We start from the raw sequence: 13,963 nt of genomic DNA, 5'->3' as shown, positions 1-13,963 counted from the left end.
CCCGTGGGAGCACCAAATGGACCGCCTTGATAGAAAAATCCTCCGTCTCTTGCAGGAGGACGCGACGCTCGCGGTCGCCGATGTCGCCAAGAAAGTCGGCCTGTCGACCACGCCGTGCTGGCGTCGCATCCAGAAGCTCGAGGAGGAGGGCGTCATCAAGCGGCGCGTCGCCATCCTCGATCATGAAAAGGTCAATGTGCGCGTCACCGTATTCGTGTCGATCCGCACCAATTCGCACAGCCATGAATGGCTGCGGCGCTTTTCGGAGGTCATCCAGGAATTTCCGGAAGTGGTCGAGTTCTACCGCATGAGCGGCGACGTCGACTATCTCTTGCGCGTGGTGGTGCCCGACATCGCTGCTTACGACGCCTTCTACAAGCGGCTGATCGCCAAGATCGAGATCCGTGATGTCTCGTCGTCGTTTGCCATGGAGCAGATCAAGTACACGACCGAAATGCCGCTGGACTACATGGTGCTGGACAAGGAATCGGGCGCCAACGCTGCCTGAGGATTTTTTGCTTAGTTCTTCTTTTTGTTGAGAAAATGCCACGGCGAGTTTGCCGGCTGCGTGATGGTGTCCGGCACCACATCGATATCCACCACTTCCGCCTTGCGCAGCGCGTAGCCCGACTGGATGACGCTCGCGCCGTCGAGAATGAAGAGCTGACTTTTCTCCATGCCCGGCTTCAGGGCACCGGTCACGGAAACCGGCTGGTAAGCCTCCGACATCCTGTAGGGATGCGCAGGCGTGACGAGGACGATCTGATTGGGCGGCGGCGTCGGCATGTGGCTGCACGCACCCGTCCACGGTACCAGCAGGAACTGGTAGACGAGATCGCCCTCGCGATCGACCGGCAGCGCGTACCCCGCCAGTTGGACGGTCTTGTCCCGCAGATTGAGAGACAGCGTCTCGCCATGATCAGGCATTTTTGCCGCGATCATCGGCAAACCGACACTTTCGGCAGCGGGCTGGGTCGCCGGACGCAGATCCTTCCAGAATATCCGCGCGGTTTCGGCGGAAGCGCTGCCCGCCGCGATGGAAATCAGCACGGCCGCCAGCGCCGCTGTCGATTTGAGACGATTGCTCATCGTGTGCTCTCCATTTGACAGGAGTAAAGCTGCCGTCGCCGACAGCGTCAACGTTCGAGCCGCATCACATGCCGGCGCGAGCCGGCCATGCCGATCTCGTGGAATCCGCGGGCCACGAACATGTTTCGGAAGCCCATGAAACGGTAACTCGGCGATGCCTGGTCGACCGGATAGGCCTCGATCGTCCTGGCGCCTTTGGCGAAGGCGTGATCGATGGCCGCGTCGAGCAGTGCGGTTGCCAGCCCGCGGCTGCGCAATGCCCTCGGCACATAGAAGCAGACGATCGACCAGACGCCCGCCTCGCTGTCGTCCTGTTGCGGCGACACCTTGCGGTAGGTCTCGCGCGGCGCCACCGAGCACCAGCCTATTGTCTTGCCTTCCGCATGAGCGACAATGCCGACCGGTGTGCCGGCCGCGATGAGCGCCATCATGGCGCGTTTCCTCTCATCGTTGCCCAGGTGCTCACGGTTATCGAGATTGCGCCAGGCCATGCACCAGCAATATTTCGGGCCGCCCGCCTGTTCGAACAGATTTTCGAAATCGGCGCGCGTCGATCGCGTCACCTCAGTAAAGTGGATTTCGCCCCAATCAGCCTTTCCTGGCGAGCCGCTCGAGCGTTTTGGCATCGGAAAGTTCCCTTGCAGCATCCTTGCCGATCCAGCGCGCCGTCTTGTCGGTCGAAACAGCCAGCTTTTGTGCCAGGGCAAGGGCAGCGCCGTGCAAATTCATCGATCGCTTGCCGATCGAACGAAGCGCCCAGTTCACCGCCTTCTTCACAAAATTGCGGCCGTCGGTGGCGTGCACTTCGATGATCGACAGGAAGTCGAGAAAGGTCGCCTCTGGTTCATTCTTCCGGTGGACCACCGACCAGGCCATCATGGCAAAAGCCGTGCGTCGAACGAATTCCCGTTCGTCGACTGCGAATTCGGCGATCAGTTCCCTCCAGCAATCAGTATCGACAAAGAGATCGGAGACGCCGTCGACGATATCCCATGAGTCGAAAGTCGCCGCCCATCGTCTTGCATCCGCGGCAGTGAACCGCTTCGGATCGGCCGTGACGGAAGCGATGAACTGCGCTTCCACGATGCCTGTCTGCCATAGCTCGAAGGCACGCTCATGGTTGCGCTTGATTTTCTTGGCAATCTGCCGCTGCACGCCATGCGAGATACCGAGCGCACGTTCGATCTTGATGCCGTAGCGCAGCATGCCAAGGCGGTTCTCCTCCGAGCCGACCGAGCGCAGGTGGTCGACAATTTCCTCGGCGCTGGCTTGAGGCGACAGCTCGGCCACGACAATACCTACTTTTCCAATCGCGCCAGCAAAGAGGACGTGTCCCAGCGTTTGCCGCCCATCCCCTGCACATCCTTGTAGAATTGGTCGACAAGTGCCGTCACCGGCAGCTTGGCGCCATTGCGGTCGGCCTCCGCCAGGCAGATGCCGAGGTCCTTGCGCATCCAGTCGACAGCGAAGCCGAAATCATATTTGCCGGCATTCATCGTCTTGTGGCGGTTCTCCATCTGCCATGAGCCGGCCGCTCCCTTCGAGATCACCTCGATGACTTTCTCGATGTCGAGCCCGGCCTTCTTGCCGAAATGGATGCCTTCGGCCAGCCCTTGGACAAGACCGGCGATGCAGATTTGGTTGATCATCTTGGTGAGCTGGCCCGAGCCGGCCGGGCCCATCAGCCCGACCATACGGGCATAGGCATCGATGACAAGCTTCGCCTGTTCGAAAGCTTTCTGTTCGCCGCCCACCATGACCGTCAGCACGCCATTTTCGGCGCCGGCCTGACCGCCGGAGACTGGTGCGTCGAGGAACGAGAAACCGCCCAATACCGCCTTCTCGGCCAGTTCGCGCGCGACTTCAGCGGAGGCCGTGGTGTTGTCGATGAAGATGGCTCCCTTCTCCATCGTCTGGAATGCACCCTCGGCTCCAATCGTCACAGCGCGCAGATCGTCGTCATTGCCAACACAGGAAAAGACAAAGTCCTTGCCGTCGGCCGCTTCTGCCGGCGTGTTGGCGGCACTCCCGCCATGCTTGGCAACCCATTGCTCGGCCTTTGCCTTGGTGCGGTTGTAGACGGTGACGTCGTGGCCGCCCTTGTTCCTGAGATGTCCGGCCATTGGATAGCCCATGACGCCAAGCCCGAGAAATGCCACCGATGCCATATTTTCGAATCCCTTCAAGCCGTGTTTTCCGGCCTTCTTAGCGGATCAGGCAAAGCTATGGGAGTCAGCGGTGCAGATGTATGGTAATACGCCGTTCTACCCACTCGACCGCGTGGCGGAGTATCTCGACAATGATCAGATAGATGATCGCCGCCCAGAGATAGGACTGGAAGTCGAAAGTGCGCGAATAGGTGAGCTTCGTAATGCCCATCAGATCATAGACGGTGATGAGGGCCACGATGGCGGAGCCTTTGATCATCAGGATGATCTCATTGCCATAGGGACGCAGCGCCACGATCAGCGCCTGTGGCAGGATGATCTTGCGCAGTGTTTGCAGTTTGTGCAGGCCAAGCGAGGCAGCGCCTTCCCACTGACCCCTGGGGACGCTCTCGATTGCGCCGCGCAGGATCTCAGCCTGATAGGCTGCCGTATTGAGGGTGAACGAGAAAATGGCGCAGTACCAGGCTTCGCGAAAGAAGCCCCACAAGCCTACAGCTTCAAGTGCCGGTCGAAACGAACCCACTCCATAGTAGATAAGAAAAACTTGGGTCAAAAGCGGAGTGCCGCGGAAGAAGTAGACATAAGCGTAGGCAAAGCTGGACAGGATCCGGTTCCTGGACATCCGCGCGTAGGCGACAGGAACTGAAAGGACGGCTCCCAACACGATCGACACAGCGACAAGCGTGAGAGTCACGCCCAGGCCAGAGATGTAGCCCGGGGCGTATTTTTGGAAGAGTTCGGAATTCCAAGCCTCGACCAAGTATACAATCATGCCGATGCCGAGCACGATCCAGAGACCGACCAACGCATATCCCAATACACGTTGCCGGGACCAGCCGCGCGGTATTGCTGGCGGTTTTTCGACCTTGGTCGCCACGTCGGTTGCTGCCGCGCTCATCGCTGCACCTGTTGTCGACCAACCCTGCGTTCAATGGCATTGATGCCGAAGGACGAGATGATGGCGAGGAGCAGATAGATAAGAGCAGCGACCCCAAAAAAGAGGAATGCGTGCTTGGTGACGCGGGCGGCGACGCCGGCTTGCCGCAATATGTCGGCAAGACCGATGGCGGAAACCAGCGCTGTATCCTTGAGCAGGATGAGCCACAGATTGGCAAGGCCCGGCAGGGCAATACGAATAAGCTGCGGCAGCACCACCAGTCGCATCGTCTGCCAGCCCGACAGGCCAACCGAATAGCCGCCCTCATACTGTCCCTTCGGGATGGCGCGGAACGCGGAGAGGAAGACCTCGCTGGCGTAGGACGAGAAGACGACGCCGAGCGCGATCATGCCGGAAACAAATGCGTTCACTTCGACCGCAGCGGTCGGGTTATACAGGCGCATCAACTGCTGGATGCCGATTTGCGCGCCGTAAAAGATCATGAACAAGGTCAGCAGCTCGGGCAATCCACGAAAGATCGTGGTGTAGATATTGCCGGCCAGCCGCAGCGACGGCTCATTGGATTGCTTGGCCAGTGCGACCAGAAAGCCGATCATCAGACCGACAGGCAGGGTCGCGGCAGCAAGCGAAACGGTGATGAAAATGCCGTAGGCAATATCGTCGAGCCAGCCCTCGGGTCCCCAACTGAGCAGCGTCCAAACGCTTTGCATCCGCCTGCCTGTTCTCCTCTATCGGTTCTTTGAGAGCAGCGCGGCGTCACTCCTCCTGCGCCGCTCCTTGTGCGAACGGCGGGAATGTCCCGCCGTTCGCTGTCAATCCGGAAGGATTAGGACTCGCCGCCGTAGACATCGTACTTGAAGTACTTGTCGTTGATTTCCTTGTACTTTCCGTTGGCGCGGATGGCGTCGATCGCCTTATTGAACTGATTGACCAACTCGGTATCGCCCTTGCGTACCGCGATGCCGGCGCCCGGACCATGGATCTCGATATCGGGCGTGATCGCACCGATCAGCTTGCAGCAGGCGCCGTCCGGCGTGGCAAGCCAGCCTTCGAGAACAGTGATATCGTCGTTGACCGCATCAACGCGGCCATTAGCGAGATCGAGCTGGTATTCCTGCGCGGTCGGGTACGGCTTGATTGTACTATCGGTATAAACCTTGGTTGAATAATTGAAGTGGGTGGTGGACGCCTGCACGCCGATCGTCTTGCCGGCCAGGTCCTCCTTAGTCACGCCCTTGATGTCGCTGTCCTTGGGCGCGGCGATCGCCGGCGGCGTGTTGTAGTATTTGTTGGTGAAGTCGACCTTCTCGGCACGCTCCGGCGTGATCGACATCGAGGCGACGATGGCGTCGAACTTGCCGGCCTGAAGCGCCGGGATGATGCCGTCCCAGTCCTGCGCGACGAAAGTGCACTTCACCTTCATCTCGTCGCAAAGTGCCTTGGCGATATCGATATCGAAGCCCACGAGCTGGCCATCAGCGGTCAGGTTGTTGAACGGCGGATAGGCGCCCTCGGTGCCGATCCTCAAAGTTTTCTCCTGAGCCTGGGCAACGCCCAATGTCAGCAGCGCGGCCGATGCGGCGAGCGCTATTCGCAGTGCAGTACGCATGATGGTCCTCTCTGTATGTTCCCGGCCGTCGTTCCAAACGGCTCTGTGGGCGGTTCTTTTGACCGCCCGCTGACGCGATACTCCCATTCTTTCCCAAGAAAAAGCAACTGTAAAACCGTTGCTTGCGGGGTTTCGCATTCCCAGACAATGCTGACGTTGGGGCAGGCATACCAACGAGGAAATAGGGGGCGGCCGAATGCTCCTTCGGCAGACCCTCAGCGCGTCAAACCTGTCGCGCGCTCGATGAAGTCGGCTATCGATTTCGTGTCGTCGAGATCGAAGACAGGCACGCTTTCGTGCGCTATGGCGAAGTCGGCTGCGATGGCGATGATATGCGGATCATGTGCCGAAAGCGGTGCCCGGTCCTTAGTCTCCAGCCGCCGCGTTTCGATCTTGCTGTGCGCCTCGCGCTTGTAGCCTTCGACCAGAACGATGTCGGAGGTGCCGAGCCGCGACAGGATCGCCTCAAGCGTCGGCTCGTCCTCGCCGCGCAATTCGTGCATCAGCGCCCAGCGCCTGTCAGACACGATGGCGACTTCAGTGGCTCCGGCCTGCCGGTGGCGAAAACTGTCCGCCCCCGGTCTATCGATGTCGAAATCATGATGGGCGTGTTTCACCGTCGAGACTTTCCAGCCACGCCGAACGAGTTCGGCGACCAGCTTTTCGGTCAGTGTCGTCTTGCCGGAATTCTTCCAGCCGGTGATACCGAAGACGCGTCTCATCATGGCTTCATGCTCTGCAACAGACGTTCGGCCCGGGCAAGGTCGTCTGACGTGTTGATGTTGAAGAAAGGGTCGTGCAGATGGCCTCCCGAGATCAGCATCGGGAATTCCACATCGACAAAGTCATGCCGGTCGATGGAAGCGGAAACCCGCCTGACATCTTCATCGACCGGAAAACGCCTCAAGGCGTCGTGGAGCGCCAGCGGCCAGAGCACGAATGTCGGATGCCGTTTGCCGCCGGAACAGGCGACGGCGATCGCGCCGGGACGTTCGTCGACTGCCGCGGCCAGCCGCTCGACCAGATTTTCGGGCAGGAACGGTGTATCGCCCGCAGCCGTGACAACTGCCTCACAGGCCGTGTTCGCGGCAGCCCATTCGAGGCCGGTCAGGATCCCGGCGAGCGGTCCGGCGAACCCTTTCACCGTATCGGCAACCACCGGAAGCGCAACCCCGGCAAACCGTGCCGGGTCGCCATTGGCGCTGAGCCCCAGCGGACCGACCTGCGCAGCAAAGCGCGCAACGACATGGTCCAGCAGGCTGCCGCCGCCGAGCGCAAGCAGGCCCTTGTCGCCGCCGCCCATCCGCCGCGACTGACCACCGGCCAGAATGACGCCGGCAATGTCTTTAGTCATCGTCTTTCGTCCATGCGGTCACTCGCCGCGATCGGCAAGCTATATGCCGTCAGGCGCCATGTCGGGTCCAGCGCTTTCGGCGGCTGTCTTTCGCCGGCCGACGATCCGTTCGCGGTAGAGAGCGTAGAGGCCGGAACCGACAATGACGCCGGCGCCGAAGATCATCGGCAGGTCGGGGACGTCGCCGAAGATGAACAGGCCAAGCAGGATCGACCAGAGCAGGGCTGTGTAGCGGAATGGCGCGATGAACGAGATGTCGCCCTCCCGCATCGCCATGATGATGAACTGGTAACCGATGACCACGAGCACTGCCGCCAATGCCAGCAACGCCGTGCTTTCTCCCGTCATCGGTGTCCACCCACCCATTGGCGAAAGCAGCGCCGCGCCGAGCACTGTCATGGCAAGTGCCGTGGCGGTCGACACCAGCAATGTCGGAATGGCTTGCGGTATCCGCTTGGTGGCGAGGTCACGCACCGCACAACAGGCGACACAGGCCAGCGCCAGCAGCGAATAGACACTGAATCCCTCGAAGCCGGGCCGCACGATAATCAGCACCCCGGCAAAGCCGATGGCGATGGCCAGCCAGCGCCGCCAGCCGACGCCTTCGTTGAACACAAGTGCTGCGCCCATCGTCACCGCCAGCGGCAGCGCCTGCAGCACGGCCGAGACGTTGGCGATCGGCAGATGCGCCAAAGCAACCAGGAACGACACAGTAGCGCCGGCTTCGCCGGCGACGCGCACCGCAACCATCGGCTGCAGCATCGAGCCGGGCAGGGCAAGCGCACCGCGTTGCCAGGCAAGCAGGCCTACGAAAAGCGAAGCGAAGGCGCCGCGGATCAGCATGACCTGCGCCATGTTCATGGATTCCGACGAGACTTTGGTGATCGCGTCGTTGAGGGTGAAACCGATCATGGCCACCACCATGAACAGCGCGCCGCGAAGATTTGGGGAAAGAAGCAAAGGCTTTACCGGTTGCGCTTTTGCATCAAGCCTTTAGCAGCCGGTCATAAGACAGCAACGTCAAAAGGCTGGGCCACAGCCTTTCGCGTGGCCAGCGATGTCTGATGTTCCAGGACAGCAGAACTTAGTTTGGCGTCAGCATTTCGGTGCCATTGCCTTCCTTGCCGGCAATCGTCCACAGGCCATGCAGCGAGCCGTCCTCCTGTACCTTATAGACGACAAGGCCGACCGCCTTGCCCATGACATAGCCTGCCGAGAAGGCATCGTCGTTTCGCATGCAGATGCCGTCCGAGGACGAGCCGCCTGTCTCCCAGTGGATTTCGCAGGTCGTCTCGCTGGTCAGCGTGATGGTTGCCTCGCCGCCATAGGACGATCCGTCAAAATTGGTGCCGGCGACGGTATAGGTGCCGCCGATCGACTGGGCGGCCGCGGGCACGGCCGCGAGCCCAAGCAATGCAAGAAAAAGACTGAATTTGCGCATGTTGTACTCCCCCACCGAGCGAGGATCCGCTCCCGAGCAGGAGGCTAGGCTGGAACGTTTCGCCAGTAAATCGGCAACCGGTTGCGGACCAGACTTTTTCTGGGTGTGATCGAGAAGATCAGCCGCCGGTGACGCTCATGTGCCGCGACACCGACGGGCGGTTGGTCCGGCGGTCGATGATGAAATCATGGCCCTTCGGCTTGCGGCCAATAGCTTCATCGATGGCGTCGGCGACCAGTTCATTGCCTTCGGATGCACGCAAAGGTGCACGCAGATCGGCGGCGTCCTCCTGGCCGAGGCACATATAGAGCGTGCCGGTGCAGGTCAGCCGGACGCGGTTGCAGCTTTCGCAGAAATTATGCGTCATCGGCGTGATGAAGCCGAGCCTGCCACCGGTCTCGGCGACATGGACGTAGCGGGCCGGACCACCGGTCTTGTAGGGGATGTCGGACAGCGTGAACTGCCGCTCCAGCGCTGCACGCAGCAGCGACAGCGGCAGATACTGGTCGGTACGGTCGGCGTCGATCTCGCCCATTGGCATGGTTTCGATGACCGTCAACTCCATGCCGCGGCCATGCGCCCAGCGCAGCATCTCCGGCAGCTCGGCGTCGTTGAAATCCTTCAGCGCCACCGCATTGAGCTTTACCTTCAGCCCCGCTGCCTGCGCAGCGTCGATGCCCTCCATGACCTTGTCGAGATTGCCCCAGCGGGTAATCTGGCGGAATTTTTCCGGGTCCAGCGTGTCCAGTGAGACGTTGATCCGCTTGACCCCGCAATCGGCGAGTTCAGCGGCAAAGCGCGAAAGCTGCGAGCCGTTGGTGGTCAGCGTCAGTTCTTCCAGAGCGCCGCTTTCGAGATGACGCGAAATCTGACGCACCAGATGCATGATGTTCTTGCGCACCAGCGGCTCGCCGCCGGTAAGACGCAGTTTCCTGACACCCTTTTCGATGAAAACCGTGCACAGCCGGTCGAGCTCTTCCAGCGACAGCAGATCCTTCTTTGGAAGGAACGCCATGTCCTCGGCCATGCAATAGGTGCAGCGGAAGTCGCAGCGGTCGGTGACCGACACCCTGAGATAGCTGATCGTGCGACCAAAAGGATCGATCATGTCCATGCTAGTGCGTTTCCCGTGGCTGCGAACGGCATCGTTATATATGGCTATGTGATACGATCCAACCTGCCATTCAAGATAAGAAGTTTCGATCCTAGGTCACATCGCGCCACCGACAGATTGTGTCGGAAGTTTCGAAGCGGCCTTTTCCCGCTGCGCGAAGCGGCGTAGGGAAAGGACAGATGATGCGGGACCTATCACCATGACGGCGCCGAAGGAACTGAGGGTCTCGAAGGACCGCAGGCTGCTTACCGTGACGTTCCCTGACCATCAGCCGTTTGAGTTGCCGGCGGAGTTTCTGCGCGTTGCCTCGCCATCGGCCGAAGTGCAGGGCCATTCGCCCGAACAGCGTGTGACCGTTCCCGGCAAGCGCAACGTTGCGATCCTGAAGATCGAACCAGTCGGCAACTATGCCGTCCGCATCACCTTCGACGATTTCCACGATACCGGCATCTTCACCTGGAATTACCTGCATACGCTGGGTCATGAGCAGGAGGCCCGCTGGAATGCCTACTTAGCCGAGCTGGCGGAAAAGGGCCTCAGCCGCGATCGTTAGCTGGCGGCCATCCTGTCGTCAGAACATCATGGATCGGGAGTAACGGCGGCTGGACTATCCGGAGGCAAGAATGTCCATCATAACCACGGTCGAACAGCTCGAAGCGCTCTATGGCCTGCCCGGCGAGACCTCGCTGGTCAAGGAACTCGACCATGTGATTCCCGAGTACGCCGCCTTCATCGAGGCCTCGCCTTTTGCCGCGCTCGCGACCAGCGGGCCGGAAGGGCTGGATTGCTCGCCGCGCGGCGATCTCGCCGGCTTCGTTCGCATCCATGATCCGAAAACCCTGATGATGCCGGACCGGCGCGGCAACAACCGTGCCGATTCGCTAAAAAACATCATTCGCGATCCGCGCGTCGGCCTGTTGTTCCTGGTCCCAGGCTCCGGCACGACGCTGCGCGTCAACGGCCGCGCCCACATCACCACGGATGCCGCGCTCTGTGCCTCGTTCAGCGTCGACGGCAAGCCGGCGCGCTCGGTCATGGTCATCAAGGTCGATTCGGTCTATTTCCAGTGCGCTCGCGCCATTGTTCGGTCGGAACTGTGGAACCCGGCGAGGCATGTCGACCCAAAATCACTGCCGACACCCGGAAAGATCCTGGAAATCACCAGCCGGAAAGGCATCGACGGCGAGGCTTACGACAAGGAATGGCCGGAGCGCGCGAAAAAGTCTATGTGGTGAGCGGATCGTTCCGCGAGCTCCGTCCTTTTGTTTGAGCATCGTATTTTTCCACTTTTGGGCCCGATGCTCCAGTCACGCTTCCTTGAGGACGTCGGCAATCTTGCGCATCTGCTCGCCGATCATGTCGCATTGCTCCGGCGTCGACTGGCTCATCGCTTTCTCGATCAGCGCCATATGGACCTTCAGCGCCTGCATCAGCAATTCCGTGCCGGCTTCGGTCAAGGTCAGCCGCAGCACCCGCTTGTCTTTCTGATCGCCTTCGCGGCGCAGCAGGCCGCGTGTCTCGAGTTGCGGCAGCAGCATGGTGATGTTGGAGCGGCCGACCAGCAGCCGGCGGGCGAGATCGTGCTGCGACATGCCGGGATGGCGGTAAAGGTTCATCAGCACGTCGAGCTGCGCCGGCTTCAGGTCCAGCGGCGCGAGCTTCGCCGCCAGCGTGCGCTCCAGCACATGGCAAGCGCGCGCCACCGCGACCCAGTTGCGAAAACGCGGGTTGTCCCAGGGCAGCTCTTGTTTAATGTTCATGTTTGAACTATTATGTTCATGCTTGAACGAATGGAATGGATCGCCACTATGGCATCATTTGGCTTGAAGGTCATCCGGGGCGTGTTTGCCGCTGCCGAACACGTGGCTCCCCGCCTCACCGGGCGCGCGGCATTCGAACTGTTCTGCCGCACGCCGAACGCCAAGGTTCTCAGCGACGGCGAGCGGCGCGCCGTCGACCGTGCCGCCGGCTTCATGGCCGAGGCGCGCCATCATCGGCTGAAGGCCAAAAACGGGTGCGTCATGGTGCATGAATTCAGGCCCGAGCCGGGCAGGCGGGCCGCCGGCACGGTGCTCGTCATCCATGGCTGGCGTTCGCGCACCGAATATATGCGCACGCTGATCGAAGGGTATCGCGACGCCGGTTACAAGGTTGTCTCGCTCGACTTGCCGGGCCATGGCCAATCGCAGGGCCGCCGGCTCACATTGGTCAGCGCTGTCGAAGCTGCACGCCTCACCGGCGAATGGTTCGGCCCGTTCGTGGCGGTCGTCGGCCATTCCTTCGGGGGTGCCGTCGCCGCCAATGCCGTCGTCGGTTCGGTCAAGAACATTCCGCCGCTGGCGGCCGAGCGGCTGGTGTTGATCGCGGCGCCGAGTTCCCTGCCGGCGATCTTCGATGATTTCAGCCGCATGCTCAGTGTCGGCCGACGCTCGCAGGCCGCCATGGCCGACCGGGTCGAACGTATCGCTGGCCGGCCGCTGCACGAATTCGTCGGCGACCGCCAGCTTGCCAGCACGCCGGTGCCAACGCTGGTCATCCATGCGCCGGACGACCGCGAAGTGTCCGCCGACCATGCAAGGCTCTATGCTGGCGCCGGCGACCATGTGCGGCTTTACTGGGCCGATGGGCTCGGCCATCGGCGCATTCTCGCCGATAGGGGCGTGGTCGAGCGTGCGATCGGTTTCGTTGCCGAACACCGGGAACCGTCGCTGCTGCATTGACCTGAATATCTTGTTTCTTCCTGTCCGACGCGAGTTCGGCCGCCATCATTTGTCACACCGTGTCGGTGCCAGCCAGGACCTTCCACGCCGCCATGGCCCCGGTCACCGTCGCAAGAAGGGCGGCGCGCGATGCGCCGTCGCGCGCCTGGATCGACATGCCGTGCTGCACCGTCGCATAGAAGGTCGCGGCAGTGGGGCAGTCGAAATTTTCCGGCAATTCGCCTTCCGCCACGCCACGTTCCAGCCGTCTCAGCAAAGCTGCGCGGCTTTCAGCGCGACGGCGGCGCAGGTCATGGCAAATGGCGCCGCGGCTTGAATCCTGGTGCAGCGCGCCGAGTGCGATCAGGCAGCCTTGCGGACGATCGGTCTGCGAATAGGCCTTGGCCGTCTGGCGCAGGAAGCGCTCGACCGCCTCGCGCGCTGTCGGCGCTTTTTCCAGTGCGGACCAGATATCGGTGCCTTCGACCTGCGTGTAGAGCTCGACCGCTTCGAGGAAGAGCGCTTCCTTGCTGCCGAAGGCGGCGTAGAGGCTGGGCGAGTTGATGCCCATCGCAGCGGTCAGCTCGCTCATCGATGCGCCCTCGTAACCCTTTGCCCAAAACACCTCCATTGCACGCCGCAAGGCAGCGGTTCGATCGAAGGTGCGGGGGCGGCCTCGTTCGGGCATGGCATCCTTTCTGTGTTGATTGATACATAAATCTGTTGACGCGCTCGGGCAAGGCTGGCAGACATTTATGTATCGACCATTACAAAAAAGGAGAAACAAATGTCATCGCAACAGTTGAACGGCAAGGTCGCGCTCGTCACCGGTGGCAGCCGCGGCATCGGCGCAGCGATTGCGCGAAGGCTCGCGGCCGACGGCGCCAGCGTCGCACTCACTTACGTGACCGGTCAGGAGCAGGCCCGTGCTGTCGTCGAGGATATTCAGGCAGCCGGCGGTCGCGCCATTGCCCTCAAGGCCGACAATCGCGACGCCGCCGCAATCCAAGAGGCGGTCAGCGAGGCAGTGAGAGTTTTCGGGCGGCTCGACATCCTCGTCAACAGCGCCGGTATCTGGCGCGTCGCGCCGATCGACACATTGGCGCTCGCCGACTTTGATGAAACTATGGAGGTCAATGTCAGAGCCCCGTTCGTGGCCTCGAAGGCGGCAGCCGTGCACATGGGCGAGGGTGGCAGGATCATCTCGATCGGCAGCAATCTGGCGGAGCGTGTCACCGACACCAGCCTCAGCGCCTACTCGGCCAGCAAGGCGGCGTTGGTCGGCTTGACCAAGGCATTGGCGCGCGACCTCGGTTCGCGCGGCATCACCGCCAACGTCGTTCATCCTGGCTCGACCGATACCGATATGAACCCCGCCAGTGGCCCGCACGCCGAGCACCAGCGACAGAAGATGGCGACGCCCCGCTTCGGCAAGGCTGAAGAAATCGCCGGCATGGTCGCCTGGCTGGCAGGTCCCGAAGGGCGCTTCGTGACAGGCGCCGCACTGACTATCGACGGCGGCGCCAACGCCTGACCCGTGCACTATTTCCCTGGAACCGGAGCGGACCCAATTCGCTTTAGTTGTCACGGT

At 61.3% G+C, this 13,963-nt stretch carries 19 protein-coding genes; 5 read left to right on the top strand and 14 right to left on the bottom strand.

Translation table 11 applies throughout. The features are described 5' to 3' along the window. The first annotated feature begins 16 nt into the window (after positions 1–16). A complete protein-coding gene (locus ACWTU7_RS19750) occupies positions 17–508 on the top strand; it encodes an Lrp/AsnC family transcriptional regulator (RefSeq protein WP_006333679.1) in 492 nt (163 codons plus the stop codon). A gap of 11 nt (positions 509–519) precedes the next feature. Here the strand turns inward: ACWTU7_RS19750 and ACWTU7_RS19745 are convergent, their stop codons facing one another. The 12 genes from ACWTU7_RS19745 to moaA form a co-directional block, all read right to left on the bottom strand. After that, the gene (locus ACWTU7_RS19745; protein ID WP_455839844.1) at positions 520–1,089 is read right to left on the bottom strand and encodes a DUF3299 domain-containing protein; all 570 of its coding nucleotides are present in this window, start codon (positions 1,087–1,089) and stop codon (positions 520–522) included. A 47-nt stretch (positions 1,090–1,136) separates the two neighbouring features. After that, entirely contained in the window at positions 1,137–1,715 is a 579-nt protein-coding gene (locus ACWTU7_RS19740; RefSeq protein WP_455839800.1) for an N-acetyltransferase family protein, read from the bottom strand. Next, complete coding sequence (locus ACWTU7_RS19735; RefSeq protein WP_065010013.1) at positions 1,678–2,379, bottom strand: DNA alkylation repair protein; 702 nt, start codon at positions 2,377–2,379, stop codon at positions 1,678–1,680. Before ACWTU7_RS19735 ends, ACWTU7_RS19740 begins: the two co-directional genes overlap by 38 nt. Positions 2,380–2,387: 8 nt before the next feature. Further along, on the bottom strand, positions 2,388–3,257 hold the full coding sequence (locus ACWTU7_RS19730) for an NAD(P)-dependent oxidoreductase (protein ID WP_455839845.1): 870 nt from the start codon (positions 3,255–3,257) through the stop codon (positions 2,388–2,390). A gap of 64 nt (positions 3,258–3,321) precedes the next feature. Further along, the gene (locus ACWTU7_RS19725; RefSeq protein ID WP_455839801.1) at positions 3,322–4,155 is read right to left on the bottom strand and encodes an ABC transporter permease; all 834 of its coding nucleotides are present in this window, start codon (positions 4,153–4,155) and stop codon (positions 3,322–3,324) included. After that, positions 4,152–4,865, bottom strand: a complete 714-nt coding sequence (locus ACWTU7_RS19720; RefSeq protein ID WP_455839802.1) for an ABC transporter permease — start codon at positions 4,863–4,865, stop codon at positions 4,152–4,154. The genes ACWTU7_RS19725 and ACWTU7_RS19720 overlap by 4 nt, the downstream gene beginning before the upstream one ends. A 116-nt stretch (positions 4,866–4,981) precedes the next feature. Beyond that, the gene (locus ACWTU7_RS19715) at positions 4,982–5,764 is read right to left on the bottom strand and encodes an ABC transporter substrate-binding protein (RefSeq protein WP_029352520.1); all 783 of its coding nucleotides are present in this window, start codon (positions 5,762–5,764) and stop codon (positions 4,982–4,984) included. 215 nt (positions 5,765–5,979) lie between these two features. Continuing rightward, on the bottom strand, positions 5,980–6,489 hold the full coding sequence (mobB, locus tag ACWTU7_RS19710) for a molybdopterin-guanine dinucleotide biosynthesis protein B (protein ID WP_455839803.1): 510 nt from the start codon (positions 6,487–6,489) through the stop codon (positions 5,980–5,982). Beyond that, positions 6,486–7,118: a molybdenum cofactor guanylyltransferase MobA gene (gene mobA, locus ACWTU7_RS19705; protein ID WP_455839804.1), complete on the bottom strand. Its 633-nt coding sequence runs from the start codon at positions 7,116–7,118 to the stop codon at positions 6,486–6,488. Before mobA ends, mobB begins: the two co-directional genes overlap by 4 nt. Positions 7,119–7,157: 39 nt before the next feature. Beyond that, positions 7,158–8,078 (bottom strand): DMT family transporter, encoded by a 921-nt coding sequence (locus ACWTU7_RS19700; RefSeq protein WP_455839805.1) that lies wholly within the window; start codon positions 8,076–8,078, stop codon positions 7,158–7,160. Positions 8,079–8,202: 124 nt separating this feature from the next. Next, positions 8,203–8,559, bottom strand: a complete 357-nt coding sequence (locus ACWTU7_RS19695; RefSeq protein ID WP_455839806.1) for a hypothetical protein — start codon at positions 8,557–8,559, stop codon at positions 8,203–8,205. Between the two features lie 118 nt (positions 8,560–8,677). Then, a complete protein-coding gene (gene moaA / locus ACWTU7_RS19690) occupies positions 8,678–9,673 on the bottom strand; it encodes a GTP 3',8-cyclase MoaA (RefSeq protein WP_128340838.1) in 996 nt (331 codons plus the stop codon). 199 nt (positions 9,674–9,872) lie between these two features. On the opposite strand from moaA, the gene ACWTU7_RS19685 reads away from it, so the two are divergent. Both ACWTU7_RS19685 and ACWTU7_RS19680 read left to right on the top strand, forming a co-directional pair. Further along, positions 9,873–10,226 (top strand): gamma-butyrobetaine hydroxylase-like domain-containing protein, encoded by a 354-nt coding sequence (locus ACWTU7_RS19685; RefSeq protein ID WP_095520681.1) that lies wholly within the window; start codon positions 9,873–9,875, stop codon positions 10,224–10,226. A 70-nt stretch (positions 10,227–10,296) separates the two neighbouring features. Further along, complete coding sequence (locus ACWTU7_RS19680; protein ID WP_455839807.1) at positions 10,297–10,908, top strand: pyridoxamine 5'-phosphate oxidase family protein; 612 nt, start codon at positions 10,297–10,299, stop codon at positions 10,906–10,908. Between the two features lie 72 nt (positions 10,909–10,980). On the opposite strand, the gene ACWTU7_RS19675 is transcribed toward ACWTU7_RS19680, so the two are convergent. Continuing rightward, entirely contained in the window at positions 10,981–11,433 is a 453-nt protein-coding gene (locus ACWTU7_RS19675) for a MarR family winged helix-turn-helix transcriptional regulator (RefSeq protein ID WP_029352506.1), read from the bottom strand. A gap of 48 nt (positions 11,434–11,481) precedes the next feature. Between ACWTU7_RS19675 and ACWTU7_RS19670 the strand changes: the two genes are divergently transcribed. Further along, positions 11,482–12,393 (top strand): alpha/beta hydrolase, encoded by a 912-nt coding sequence (locus ACWTU7_RS19670; RefSeq protein ID WP_095520679.1) that lies wholly within the window; start codon positions 11,482–11,484, stop codon positions 12,391–12,393. Positions 12,394–12,445: 52 nt separating this feature from the next. Here ACWTU7_RS19670 and ACWTU7_RS19665 read toward each other — a convergent pair whose 3' ends face one another. Next, complete coding sequence (locus ACWTU7_RS19665; protein ID WP_455839808.1) at positions 12,446–13,060, bottom strand: TetR/AcrR family transcriptional regulator; 615 nt, start codon at positions 13,058–13,060, stop codon at positions 12,446–12,448. 99 nt (positions 13,061–13,159) lie between these two features. Here ACWTU7_RS19665 and ACWTU7_RS19660 point away from each other — a divergent pair, with 99 nt between their 5' ends. After that, positions 13,160–13,906, top strand: coding sequence for a 3-oxoacyl-ACP reductase family protein (locus ACWTU7_RS19660; RefSeq protein WP_455839809.1), 747 nt, complete (start codon positions 13,160–13,162; stop codon positions 13,904–13,906). Positions 13,907–13,963: the final 57 nt, after the last annotated feature.

The sequence above is a fragment of the Mesorhizobium sp. BHscii genome, assembly GCF_053848065.1.
The sequence above is the reverse complement of the archived record's forward strand: the minus strand, read 5'-3'. Positions and strand labels throughout refer to the sequence as shown.

Excerpts from the sequence above, each read along its gene's own strand:
- ACWTU7_RS19665 (WP_455839808.1), bottom strand. The coding sequence starts at position 13,060 with ATGCCCGAACGAGGCCGCCCCCGCACCTTCGATCGAACCGCTGCCTTG.
- ACWTU7_RS19715 (WP_029352520.1), bottom strand. The coding sequence starts at position 5,764 with ATGCGTACTGCACTGCGAATAGCGCTCGCCGCATCGGCCGCGCTGCTG.
- ACWTU7_RS19730 (WP_455839845.1), bottom strand. The coding sequence starts at position 3,257 with ATGGCATCGGTGGCATTTCTCGGGCTTGGCGTCATGGGCTATCCAATG.
- ACWTU7_RS19725 (WP_455839801.1), bottom strand. The coding sequence starts at position 4,155 with ATGAGCGCGGCAGCAACCGACGTGGCGACCAAGGTCGAAAAACCGCCA.
- ACWTU7_RS19745 (WP_455839844.1), bottom strand. The coding sequence starts at position 1,089 with ATGAGCAATCGTCTCAAATCGACAGCGGCGCTGGCGGCCGTGCTGATT.
- ACWTU7_RS19670 (WP_095520679.1), top strand. The coding sequence starts at position 11,482 with ATGGCATCATTTGGCTTGAAGGTCATCCGGGGCGTGTTTGCCGCTGCC.
- mobB (WP_455839803.1), bottom strand. The coding sequence starts at position 6,489 with ATGATGAGACGCGTCTTCGGTATCACCGGCTGGAAGAATTCCGGCAAG.
- ACWTU7_RS19750 (WP_006333679.1), top strand. The coding sequence starts at position 17 with ATGGACCGCCTTGATAGAAAAATCCTCCGTCTCTTGCAGGAGGACGCG.
- ACWTU7_RS19675 (WP_029352506.1), bottom strand. The coding sequence starts at position 11,433 with ATGAACATTAAACAAGAGCTGCCCTGGGACAACCCGCGTTTTCGCAAC.
- ACWTU7_RS19695 (WP_455839806.1), bottom strand. The coding sequence starts at position 8,559 with ATGCGCAAATTCAGTCTTTTTCTTGCATTGCTTGGGCTCGCGGCCGTG.
- moaA (WP_128340838.1), bottom strand. The coding sequence starts at position 9,673 with ATGGACATGATCGATCCTTTTGGTCGCACGATCAGCTATCTCAGGGTG.
- mobA (WP_455839804.1), bottom strand. The coding sequence starts at position 7,118 with ATGACTAAAGACATTGCCGGCGTCATTCTGGCCGGTGGTCAGTCGCGG.
- ACWTU7_RS19680 (WP_455839807.1), top strand. The coding sequence starts at position 10,297 with ATGTCCATCATAACCACGGTCGAACAGCTCGAAGCGCTCTATGGCCTG.
- ACWTU7_RS19740 (WP_455839800.1), bottom strand. The coding sequence starts at position 1,715 with ATGCCAAAACGCTCGAGCGGCTCGCCAGGAAAGGCTGATTGGGGCGAA.
- ACWTU7_RS19685 (WP_095520681.1), top strand. The coding sequence starts at position 9,873 with ATGACGGCGCCGAAGGAACTGAGGGTCTCGAAGGACCGCAGGCTGCTT.
- ACWTU7_RS19660 (WP_455839809.1), top strand. The coding sequence starts at position 13,160 with ATGTCATCGCAACAGTTGAACGGCAAGGTCGCGCTCGTCACCGGTGGC.
- ACWTU7_RS19720 (WP_455839802.1), bottom strand. The coding sequence starts at position 4,865 with ATGCAAAGCGTTTGGACGCTGCTCAGTTGGGGACCCGAGGGCTGGCTC.